At 53.2% G+C, this 10,940-nt stretch carries 13 protein-coding genes and 1 tRNA gene; 9 read left to right on the top strand and 5 right to left on the bottom strand.

The genetic code is table 11. The features are described from left to right. The coding region (locus tag IKB43_06895) for a hypothetical protein (GenBank protein MBR2469862.1) at positions 1–222 on the bottom strand (222 nt) is incomplete at its 3' end. Positions 223–393: 171 nt separating this feature from the next. Here IKB43_06895 and IKB43_06890 point away from each other — a divergent pair. From IKB43_06890 to lnt, 3 genes are read left to right on the top strand one after another with little or no spacing between them, the layout of a single operon-like run. Continuing rightward, positions 394–984 (top strand): hypothetical protein, encoded by a 591-nt coding sequence (locus tag IKB43_06890; GenBank protein MBR2469861.1) that lies wholly within the window; start codon positions 394–396, stop codon positions 982–984. Between the two features lie 9 nt (positions 985–993). Further along, positions 994–1,680, top strand: a complete 687-nt coding sequence (gene rsmI, locus IKB43_06885) for a 16S rRNA (cytidine(1402)-2'-O)-methyltransferase (protein ID MBR2469860.1) — start codon at positions 994–996, stop codon at positions 1,678–1,680. A 41-nt stretch (positions 1,681–1,721) separates the two neighbouring features. Next, positions 1,722–3,659 (top strand): apolipoprotein N-acyltransferase, encoded by a 1,938-nt coding sequence (gene lnt / locus IKB43_06880; protein ID MBR2469859.1) that lies wholly within the window; start codon positions 1,722–1,724, stop codon positions 3,657–3,659. A 53-nt stretch (positions 3,660–3,712) separates the two neighbouring features. On the opposite strand, the gene IKB43_06875 is transcribed toward lnt, so the two are convergent. Then, complete coding sequence (locus IKB43_06875; protein ID MBR2469858.1) at positions 3,713–4,351, bottom strand: alpha/beta hydrolase; 639 nt, start codon at positions 4,349–4,351, stop codon at positions 3,713–3,715. 160 nt (positions 4,352–4,511) lie between these two features. On the opposite strand from IKB43_06875, the gene IKB43_06870 reads away from it, so the two are divergent. From IKB43_06870 to IKB43_06860, 3 genes are all read left to right on the top strand, one after another. Continuing rightward, the gene (locus IKB43_06870; protein MBR2469857.1) at positions 4,512–5,096 is read left to right on the top strand and encodes a TPM domain-containing protein; all 585 of its coding nucleotides are present in this window, start codon (positions 4,512–4,514) and stop codon (positions 5,094–5,096) included. A gap of 5 nt (positions 5,097–5,101) precedes the next feature. Next, entirely contained in the window at positions 5,102–5,737 is a 636-nt protein-coding gene (locus tag IKB43_06865) for a hypothetical protein (protein MBR2469856.1), read from the top strand. Positions 5,738–5,841: 104 nt separating this feature from the next. Further along, entirely contained in the window at positions 5,842–7,113 is a 1,272-nt protein-coding gene (locus tag IKB43_06860; protein MBR2469855.1) for an insulinase family protein, read from the top strand. Between the two features lie 144 nt (positions 7,114–7,257). On the opposite strand, the gene rplT is transcribed toward IKB43_06860, so the two are convergent. The 3 genes from rplT to infC are packed head-to-tail and all read right to left on the bottom strand — an operon-like array spanning position 7,258 to position 8,429. Continuing rightward, complete coding sequence (rplT, locus tag IKB43_06855; GenBank protein ID MBR2469854.1) at positions 7,258–7,608, bottom strand: 50S ribosomal protein L20; 351 nt, start codon at positions 7,606–7,608, stop codon at positions 7,258–7,260. Between the two features lie 11 nt (positions 7,609–7,619). Beyond that, the gene (gene rpmI / locus IKB43_06850; protein ID MBR2469853.1) at positions 7,620–7,817 is read right to left on the bottom strand and encodes a 50S ribosomal protein L35; all 198 of its coding nucleotides are present in this window, start codon (positions 7,815–7,817) and stop codon (positions 7,620–7,622) included. A 15-nt stretch (positions 7,818–7,832) separates the two neighbouring features. Beyond that, positions 7,833–8,429 carry a translation initiation factor IF-3 gene (gene infC / locus IKB43_06845; protein ID MBR2469852.1) on the bottom strand — a complete coding sequence of 199 codons (597 nt, stop codon included), beginning with the start codon at positions 8,427–8,429 and terminating at the stop codon, positions 7,833–7,835. Between the two features lie 148 nt (positions 8,430–8,577). Here infC and IKB43_06840 point away from each other — a divergent pair. The 3 genes from IKB43_06840 to IKB43_06830 form a co-directional block, all read left to right on the top strand. Next, positions 8,578–8,649: transfer RNA gene (locus IKB43_06840), tRNA-Gly, on the top strand. Between the two features lie 284 nt (positions 8,650–8,933). Next, positions 8,934–9,788, top strand: coding sequence for a TIGR02147 family protein (locus tag IKB43_06835; protein MBR2469851.1), 855 nt, complete (start codon positions 8,934–8,936; stop codon positions 9,786–9,788). Positions 9,789–9,803: 15 nt separating this feature from the next. Next, on the top strand, positions 9,804–10,940 hold a 1,137-nt coding region (locus IKB43_06830), incomplete at its 3' end, for a hypothetical protein (protein ID MBR2469850.1).

Genomic DNA, 10,940 nt, shown 5'->3' with positions numbered 1-10,940 from the left:
TTCCACGGTGGCGGAGTCGGTGACTTCGATCCACTTGTTCTCGAAGCAGGCGAAATAGGTGTCGCCGGCCTTGGCCACTTCCATCTCGCAGGTGTCGGGGAGGGCGGCCTCGGTCTTGAATTCGGGGATGCTGTTGCTGGCGCCGCTGCTACTGTCGTCGCAGGCGGTCATGCAGGCGGCAGCCGTGAGGGCCATCGCCGACGTCCAGAGTAGTTTTTTCATGATTTCTCCTTGATTTTGTTATGTAGTTAAAATATTTCTCTTACAATGTAAAAAAAAAGAACCACAGCGCGCATCCAACACGAAATTTTTCCTTTATTATCGTTTTAAAAAGGAGTTTTTTATTTTTTCAAGCGGAATTTTCACAAGTCAAATCATTGCTAAATTGAAATTATGCAGTTCTGGAGCCAAATTCGGACACTCCTGCTGTGGAGTTCGGCGCTTTTGGCAAGCGCCTGCTCCGTGAACCTGGTGCAGGGGGACCAAGGCGATAGTTCCTTTAATGTGCTGAACCAGGCACAAGCCAATCCAACACCGCTGTTCGACAAGATTCCCCTGATTCTCGGGGCCGACACCCTCTGGCTTTCGGAAGGTCTAAGGCAAGAATACGACCGGGCCGCCAACCAGGATTTTTACCCCCGCGACAAATGTAACGGTTCGGCAAGCATCCTGGCACAAGTGGTACAAAATGCTGAAGCCACTCCCTGGAGTATTCCTTTATTCGTAATTCCCTTCTGGCCCGTGATGCCCGTAGACGAAACCTGGACCTACACGCTGAATGTGCAAATCCATTGCGACGGTGTGCTTGTCAAGCAGGCCGAATACAAGGAAGAAGAAACAATCAAGGCCAATCTTTATGGCAAATTGCGAAGCGACCTCTTGAACGAGGCCTCCAAGGATATGCACCGCAAGTTGGTCCAGAGGCTCGCCTTTGAACTGAACTACCCCTACAACGCCGACATGGGCATGCGCAGCGATTACTAAATTTGAGTTATGGCTCATACCCTGTACATTGTAGCGACCCCTATCGGGAACATGGAGGACATCACCTACCGTGCGGTCCGAACCCTGAAAGAAGTACCCCTGGTGCTTGCCGAAGATACGCGCCACACGCGAATCCTCTTCGACCATTTCGGGATTTCCACCCCCATGGAGGCCTACCACGACTTCAATAAAGAAGCCGTTACTCCCAAATACGTGAGCTACCTGAAAGAACAGGGAGACATCGCCCTGGTCAGCGACGCGGGCACCCCGGGAATTGCGGACCCAGCCTTCAACCTGGTCCGGGAATGCGTTCGCGAAGGTATTGACGTGCGGGCGGTCCCTGGCCCCTGCGCCATGGTGACGGCACTGGTCAGTAGCGGTATGCCCACAGACCACTTTGCCTTCCAGTATTTTTCGCCCAAGAAGAGCGCCCAGCGGCTGCACCTTCTGGAAAAACTGAAAGACGAAGAAGCCACCCAGATTTTTTACGCCAGCCCCCATAACGTGGACAAGTTCGTAGCCGAAATCCAGACGGTCTTCGGAGACATCAAAATTGCGCTGATGCGGGAACTGACCAAAAAATTCGAGGAACACCTGATTGGCACTCCCGCAGAAATCCTCGCCCACTTCAAGAGCCACCCACCCAAGGGGGAATTCGTGCTGATTTTCAACCCGAAGGACAAAAGCGGACTGTGAGATTAGGTTTTAGGGGCTAGGATCTAGGGACTAGATAGCTAATGACTGATATTTTGAACAGACTGAAATCGTGGATTGAGTCATTGCCGAGAATGTACCGGATTTTTCTTGGCATTCTGTTCGTGGCCGAATTAGGACTCTACCTGGTCACTCCCGACGAGCCTGGACTTTACTCCTGGAAACCCCAGTTTATCCCTTTCATTGTCACCATCCCGTTCCTCTTTGTCAAGAGCGTCCGTAAGCCGTTCAACCGTTTTGTCTACAGCTACGCCTTCATCTCCTTTGCCTTTCTCGCCCTAGACTACCTGGCAGGCGGGCATGCGGGACTCGTCCAGATTTCTGTGCTGTTCATTCCCTTCGGGCTTTACCTGCTGTACCGTTTTGGCCTGTGGAATTTCAAGAGGCTCCGCGAAAGGGATTCCCGGACAGCGCTATTGCTTTCTACCATCGCCTGGGGCGCCATGGCCCTGGCATTTCCGCCGTTACCCCTGGGGCCTGCCGCCCTGCTGTTGCTTGTGCCCTGGTTCATCGCCATGAACCGCTACAGCCGTAGTTCAGCCATCTTTGCCACCTTCTGGTCGGGCATGGTATACAACGGCATCAACTACTACTGGATTTTCAACGTCATGAACGTGGAAACGGCACCATCGGCCATCATCTTCTTGGGCGTGGTGCTTTTGGTGGCCTTCTTCAGCTTCTACAGTGTGGTAGCGGCTTTCGTCTATACCCTCGTCAAGGATATCCGCATCAAGGGGTGTCCGATTTTCTGGGGACTCTACCCCGTGTTTTACGCCGGGCTCGAAATGACCCGTACCCGCGGGGACTTTGCATTCCCCTGGAGTCACCTGGGCTACGTGTTCGGCAACTACCTGGAACTTTTACAGGCCCTTTCTATCATCGGAATCTTCGGCTACACCACCCTAATCGTGGCAAGCAACATGCTGGTTGCAAATGCTTTGGACAAGCCTGGTCTAAAAGCCAAGTGGCCTTTTGCGTTACCCGTCCTGATTCTCGTGGCCCTCCTTATTCACGGAAAAATCACCTTGTCCGCTCCAGAAGCAGCACCCTTCTACGGAAGCGATGGGGAGCACACTCCCCAAATAGCCATGGTGCAGCCCTGCATTCAGCAGGGTGAAAAATGGAGCAAGGAGCGCTACGACCGCATTATAGACAAGACTCTCGGCATGGTTCGGGACAGCGTCAAAGACGGAGCGGACCTGATTATCCTGGCAGAAACCGCCATTCCAGACCACATCCGTAGGCAGCCCGCTACGATTGTCAGGCTGCACAACGTCGCAAGCCGCATGAACGCAAGCATTCTGGTTGGCGCCCTTGATTTCAAGCGCATCAAGGAACCTGGCGCCGTGCGCCGCTACGAGGTCTACAACGCCTCGTTCCTGTTCAGCCCTAACGACGGGAGTTTCCCCCAGCGTTACATCAAAAAACATCTGGTTCCTTTCAGCGAGCGAATTCCCTTTGACGACATCTTCCCAATTCTGAACTACGTGGACCTGGGCGAAGGGGACTTTGTGCCCGGCAAGGAGACTCCCGTGTACGGGCCCTTCTTGTGGACGCCCTTTATCTGCTACGACGCCATCTTTGGCGACCTGGTGCGGGAAGCCATTCGTGCAGGTTCCAGGTTCATGGTGAACATCACTAACGACGGATGGTTCGGCAGGAGTACCGCCCCCTACCAACACCTGAACCTGGTGCGTTACCGCACCATCGAAAACGGCATGCCGGCAGCAAGGCTTGCCAACAGCGGAGTGTCCGTGTTCATTGACCAGTATGGTCACATGGACTTGAACACGCCTATTTTTGAAGACGCCGTCATCCAGCGCAAGATGCAACTAAAGACCAGGGATACCCTGTACCAGCATATCGGCGATTACCTTGAGACCGCCCTGCTCTGGTTCTTTGCCATTTATCTTGTTGCTGCAATCGGATGCCGGCTGAGATTCTCGCCTACGCGAGAATGACGAATGTTGTTTTGCAAGAGTGGCGAAAAAGCCTATTTGCAAAATAACACAGACTACAGCAAAAGCTGCGGTGGCCAGTGGCCAGCCTTGGGGCGCTCCTTGAAAGTTGCCCCCGGCATAAGATCCTTGAGCTTCAACGTCTGGGCAGGTGGAACGGCCCTGTCCATACGACCGTAAACCACTTCAATTCCACTGCAATCCTCTAGAGGTTTCGAAATTTTATTGTCTGCCAGATAAGTAATGCCTTTGGCCAGTTTCTCGGCATTCATCTTCTTGGCGCAGTCCATCCAGTCGTCTTGCCACTCGCCGAATTCGTCTTCGAACTGTTCTGCAAAAGAGTTAAGGCCCGGTTCCGTAGTCGTCTGCATCTGCCTTGCCATAAAGTGCAGGTTCGTCTCCGTCCAGTCGCTGTCTTCGTCGCAGAAGTCCGCATAAGGCGAAAGCAAAATCCATCGCTGTGCCGACGGTTTTTTCTTGTGGTGCATGAGCAGGAGAAATGCTCCCATGCCGGAGCCTACCACCACATCGGCCTTGGAAAGTCCAGGAATCTTGTAAGGGTCCTCTAGATTATCAGCTATGGCCTCGTAGGGTACAAAAGTATGGTCGGCAGAAGATTCCACTTCTGTCAAGTCATCTTGCCATAGCGACAAGTCCGACGCCCAGTCAGGCAACCAAACCCACTTTTCACTCAACTTTGCCATAACCCAAATTAATCACCCTTTACTAAGACTCTCCTAAAAAGGATTTCTCTATAGAAAGATATATAGTGAAATCAAGAAAAGAACATTTTTTTTGATTTTTTTTACTTTATGAGATAGATATATGTTTTTTGGCCGAAAAATCTGCTTTTTTTTGATATTTATCACACTTTGCGCTTGGGGCACAGCCATAGCCGCCCCCCTGAGACTCCATGACGAAAACAGGGTCCTGAGTGCGACCCAAACCCGTTATTTGGAAAATTTGGCCAAAGAAGTGGCGCAAAAGGCCGGATTCAACCTGTCTGTAGTTCTGCTAGAAGACAGCCGGAACAAGCGGGATTTTTCACCCGACAGTAATGAAGTCCTTCTTTATACGGCTTTCGTGCAACATTTGCATCATGTCCAACTCGGGAAAAATCTGGAGTCTTTCCTTCCGAAAAGCACCATCGAAAAGCTCCAGCAGGAATTCCTTTTCCCGGAATACAAGTCCGCCAGATATGACAAGGGCACATTACTACTTGCCTACCATCTATCAAAGGAGCTTGCAAAGGCAAAGGGCACGACATTGGTTACTGAGCCTCCGGAATTTGAAAGCGCCGGCAGCCTCAATGCGGCAGGTTGGGTGTTTATCGCAATCATCTTTTCGCTGGTGTTTTACGCCCTGTACAAAAGGGGACGCCGCACCAGCGCCGGTTCCACCAGCAGGCGTTTCCATTACGGACGGTTCGGCTGGAGGTAGTTTTTATGAAAAGAATATTGAGTGTTCAGGAATTAAAGCAATCCCCCTGGCCCGACAGATTTACGGAAACCTTCGGGGAAAACCTGGTTTCCGCATTCCTTTACGGGGACTGTCTAGAAGAAGGATTCAGCGCCCTGGAAAGGCCCTGGACCGTGGCATTCATATTGAAAGACGCTTCCGCTACGGAGATTGACAAGCTCAAATCCTGGAGCAAGAAGGCCTTGCGCGAAGGAGTGGAATTCTCCTATGTTTTTTCCAGTGCCGAGGTTCTCTCGAATCTGGAAACTTTTCCGCTGGAATTTCTGGAAATGTCCTGCCGAAACCAGGTCCTGTGCGGTATCGCTCCTTTGGAAGGATTCAGGCCCAACCGGGAAGCCCTTGCGGCGCAGTGCCTCCGGGAATGGAATGCATTCCTGTTCCGTAGGCGTCTTGACGCCAAGCCAAACGCCTCCGACTACCTGCAGGAACTTTCGCCCCTGCTAAGCGGCGTCTACTACCTGAAATGCGGGAACTATCCCGAAAACAGGCGGCAAGTCATCGATGCATTCCCGGAACTCAAGTCGTCGGGAAGCCTGCTGGACGCCTTGCAGAACACCATAACAAAAATATGCGTTTGTCCCCAGCTAAATACCAACGTCTAGCGGATCCTCGTGATTCTATCGCAGTTTCTATCGCTGCGCTCCAGGATGACGTTTCTTGAGACCCGCTTTACTAGACCCTAAATCCTAGCCCCTAGATCCTATCAATGAAACAGCTTGTCAAAAAGACCGAACTTGAAAACGGCATCACCATTCTCACCGACTACATGCCCCACGCCTATTCCGTGGCCGTTGGCGTCTGGGTCCCACGGGGCAGCCGCCACGAGGCAAAGGACGAATACGGCCTGAGCCACTTTTACGAGCACCTGGTATTCAAGGGAACCAAGAACCGCAGCGCCCTTCAAATAGCCCGGGCCATCGAAGACAAGGGCGGGAACCTGGAAGCCTATACCACCAGGCAAGAGACGGGTTTTTACGCGCAAATTGAACGCAGTCACCTGGCGCTGGCCGTAGATGTCATTGCTGACATGCTCATGAACCCCCGCATGGACAAAAGCGAGATGGAAAAAGAACGCCGGGTGATTATCGAGGAGATTCACAGTTACGACGACATTCCCGAAGAAATCGTAGGCGACATCTTCAACGCCATCCATTTCAAGGGTTCGGGAATCGCCCACTCCATCACGGGAACCATCAAGCAGGTGAATGCCCTCACCCACAAACAGATGCTCAGGTACAAAAAGCAAGTGATTGACGAAATTCCCTTGCTGGTGTGCGCCTCGGGCAAGGTAGACCACGAAGAACTTGTTCGACTTTGTGCAGAAAAATTCGCCTGCAAAAAGACACGGGGCCCCCTGCCTGCAGACGTTTACAAAGCCCACAATAGCGTGAAGGTGGTGCAGAAACAGGACATCGCACAGTCCAACCTCTTCTGGGGACTCAGTTTTGACCGCAGCCTGATGGACGAACGGGGGCGTTGCGCCCTTTCCCTGTTCAATGTAGCCATGGGTGCCGGTATGGCCAGCCGCCTGTTTCAGAAGATTCGGGAGGACCGGGGCCTTGCCTACTCCGTGTATTCCACCGCCGACATCTATCGGGACTGCACCGACTGGGGCGTTTCTCTGGCGACGGAACCACAACAGCTGAAAACGGCCATGGAACTTTCGTTGGACGAGACCCGCAATTTTTTGAAGCACGGATTCAAGAAGAGGGAATTCGAGCGGACCAAGACGAACATTTTGGGCGGCATGTACCTGGGGGCAGACAGCCCGGAGAAGCGGGTGGTCCGTATGGCGGAACAGATGCTGCACCTGGGAGAGTTCCGCACCATGGAAGAAAGCGAGCGGATTATCAAGAACATGACCGAAGGCGAAGTTGTCGAGACGGTGAACCACCTGTTCGACTCCGCCAAGTTCTCCGCCGCAGTCATCGAGCCCGCCGGCCGCAAAAAGACCAAGCTGGACGTGGATTTCTTTTAACGAGAAAGGCCCTCGCCGTTACGTTCTAAATGCAAAAAGCGCCCCGCTCCGTTAAGAGCAGGGCGCAATTTCTCGCGTTTGTTCAGCTAGTCGTGCTGCTTTTCTCTGGGAGATCCCCGCCTGCGCGGGGATGACAACACTAGATTAAGCAGCCTTCACGGTTTCCACGACCTTGGCGAATGCTTCGGGATCGGCGACGGCCATGTCAGCAAGAACCTTGCGGTTCAGCTGGATGCCCGACTTGGAAAGCTTGAAGATGAACTGGCTGTAGCTGATGCCGTGTTCGCGGACAGCAGCGTTCAAGCGGGTGATCCACAGAGTGCGGAAATCGCCCTTCTTGTCGCGGCGGTGAGCGTAGGCATACTGACCGGCGTGGGCTACGGCGTCAATGGCAAGGCGGAGGTTGCTCTTGCGACGGCCATAGAAACCCTTGGCGGCCTTGAGGATTTTTTTGCGGCGTTCGCGGGAAGGAACTCTGGTTTTAGCGCGTGGCATTCTTACACTCCTTATGCTTGGACAAGCAGACGCTTGACATGGTAAACATCGACTTTCTTAACGAGAGCGCCCTTACGCAGGTTACGCTTACGCTTGGTGGTCATCTTGGCAAGAATGTGGCGCATACCAGCACGCTTGAACTTGACGTGGCCGGAGCCAGTCACGCGGAAGCGCTTTTTTGCACCGCTGTGTGTTTTCATTTTAGGCATTTTTACCTCTTGGGTTTAAGTTGAAGCCTCACCTGCTGCCTTTGGCTCGGTTACGGGCTTTGGTGCCTGGTCCTGCTTTTTGGCAGAGCCTGCACCGCGTTTTGGACCATAGATAGAGAGCATGGTGTTGCCTTCCACCCGTGAATCCATTTCCAAATCGCCAAACTGGAGCAACTCTTCTTTAGCGCGCTCCATCAGGCGCTTGCCGTAGTCCATGTGCGCCATCTCGCGCCCACGGAACTGCATAATCAGTTTCACCTTCATACCGTCTTGAAGGAACTCGGAGGCCTGCTTGATCCGGTACTGGTAGTCGTTCTCGGCAGTCTTCGGGTGCATCTTGATTTCTTTCAGCTTCACCACGTGCTGCTTCGCCTTGGCGGCCTTGGCCTTCTTGATTTGCTCGAACTTGAACTTGCCGTAGTTGATGATGCGGCATACCGGCGGCTTGGCGTTGGGAGACACCTCCACCAGGTCCAGTCCGGCGTCCTTTGCCATCTGCAGCGCCTTGCTCGTCTCGATGACGACGGCCTCGCCGTCCTCCTTCACCAGTCGGATGGGCGAAATGTGGATGTCCTCGTTGATACGAGTTCCGTCACTCTGACGGTTGGGCATGCGGCGGTCGCGCGGATTAGGATACAAGTAAGCTCCTCGGTATAAGGTTAATGTGGGGCAAAATTTAGTAAGATTCAGAAAAATTTCCAACAAGTTTTGGGCCAACCCCTTTAAAAAACGCCCGATTTTTGTATAATTGTGCTTGCTCGCGGCGGTAGCTCAATGGTAGAGCCTTAGCCTTCCAAGCTAATGGTTGCCGGTTCGATCCCGGTCCGCCGCTCTTGGACCTCCCTTTGGGGAGGTCTTTTTTATTTCACATTCCATTCTTTTGCGTTAGGGACCGTCGCACACAGGTGGCGAGACGCGTAGCGGCTCGATGAGCCGAGCAAGCGAGGCGAGCAGGGCCCGACCCCGCAGGGAGAACGCCCATTTTACGCAAAATATATTCCATTTTCATAAAAATTTTTATTAAAAATCACAAAATTTAGCTATTTTTGGTAAATTTTTAAGTTTTTTATATTCCAATTATTGCCAAATAATTTTTTAGGATATATATTTAGAGCCATGAGACCCATTATTGAATACATCGACTACCGGGAATGCATCCGGGATTATTACGAAGAGCGAAAGGCCCGCAAGGGTTTTTCGTGGGCCTCGTTTGCGGAGAGCGCCGAGCTTTCTTCCCCCGTCTTTTTGCAATACGTTTGCGAAGGCAAGAAGAACCTGGGGGAGCGTTCCGCGCCGCAAGTGGCAAGCGCCATGGGTCTTGCCGGGTTCGAGTCCACCTTCTTCTGCAAGCTGGTGGCCCTGGACAACGCAAAGAAGGAAAGCGACAAAAAGGGCATCCTAGAAGAAATCGCCGAGCTGGCCCGCATCCACAAGGTGAAGCTGGTCACCGCCGAGGAATACCAATTTTTCAAGTCGTGGAAGAATTCCCTTATCCGTGAACTCGCACCCGCCATGGATGGCGCGACCCCGAAAGAGATTTCCAGGGCCACCCGCTACCGCGTAAAGACCGGCGAAGTCCGGGAGATTCTGGACTTTTTACAGGAAGCTGGCTACCTGACCCAAGACGAACAGGGCCATTACCGGCAGGCCGACCGCTCGCTCCGCATGAGCCACCCCTCCCGCAGCACCAAGACCGTCCAGAAAGCCGTGGCCCACGACCTGCAGGTGCAAATGGCGGAACTCGCCGTCGATACCCTGAAAAACGACCCCGCCCAAGACCGTAACATTACCGGTTTGACTCTAGGTATAACCCGCGAAGCCTACGCCAAAATTGTAGAAGAACTGGCCGAGTGCCGTCGCCGTATCGTGGCCATTGCCACCGAAAGCGCCAAGACCGAAGAAGTTTACCGCCTGAACATGCAGCTGTTCCCGCTGACCAACATGGCGACACCTTTAAAACAACCCCTTTAACCAAAGGAGGAGAAAATGAACAAGCTCCTAAAATTATCCCTTTCCACCGCCTGCATTTTTGCGGCCTGCGGAGACAGCGACAAGGATTCCGGCGTAGCCGGCGGTTCTGTCGAGGACGGTGAAATCATTGCCGAAGAAATCGTCACCATCGAGAACAAGACGATTTCCGGCGTATCCCAGAAGGGGCCCTTCGTAGAAGGAGCCAGCGTGACCGTGCAGGAACTGGAGGGCAAGACCCTCGCCCAGACCGGCCGCAGTTACGAAGGCAAGATCAAGGGCGACCGCGGGGAATTCTCCGTCGATGTGGTCAACCTGGAATCACAATTCGCCCTGCTGAAAGCCAACGGATTCTACCTCAACGAAGTGACCGGCAAGGAATCGGAGTCCCAGGTGACGCTTTACGCCTTTACAGACCTGAGCAACCGCAGCCAGGTGAACGTGAACCTGCTCACCCACCTGGAGCACGAGCGTTCCCTCTATCTGCTAAAGAATAACGACCTTACCGTCAAGAAGGCAAAGGAACAGGCCGAAAAGGAAATTCTCGCCTCCTTCGGAATCCAGGGCGACTTCGGAAGTTCCGAAGACATGAACATCTTCGGCTCGAGCGACGGGAGCGCGGCTCTGCTTGCCATCAGCACCTTGATGCAAAGCGACCTGAAGGAAGGGGCCTTCAGCAAGAGATTGGCGGACTATGCCAGCGACATCGAGGCCGACGGCGTGTGGGACAACGAAAAGGTTCAGACCGCCATCGCCGACTGGGCCGCAAAAACCAGCCTGAAGGGAGGTCTTGCTGGTATCCGCAAGAACATCGAGGATTGGGAACTCTCCGACAAGGTTCCCGCATTCGAGAAGTACGTGAACAACTTCTGGTGGGAAAACTTCAAGCTGGGCACCTGCAACAGCAAGCGTGAAGGCGAAGTCAAGAAGAACGGCAATTCTTCTAGCGCCCTGAAGGACATGAAGTTCATCTGCCTTGACGGTGCCTGGATGGAGGCCACCGACTTCTCGAAGGATTCATCACCTTCCCAACCTTGGCGAGGAGCGCGAGTATCTTCGCCAAAGCCCGGCTTATCCATATTTACCACTACCTTAACGGCCTTCTTTTCGCTCACTTGGATAGCATCCTCTTCCTGGCTGCATCCGGTAAAGGCA

The organism is Fibrobacter sp., from assembly GCA_017503015.1.
In the GTDB taxonomy this organism is placed as follows: Bacteria; Fibrobacterota; Fibrobacteria; order Fibrobacterales; family Fibrobacteraceae; genus Fibrobacter.
This window is presented reverse-complemented; position numbering and strand designations above follow the sequence as displayed.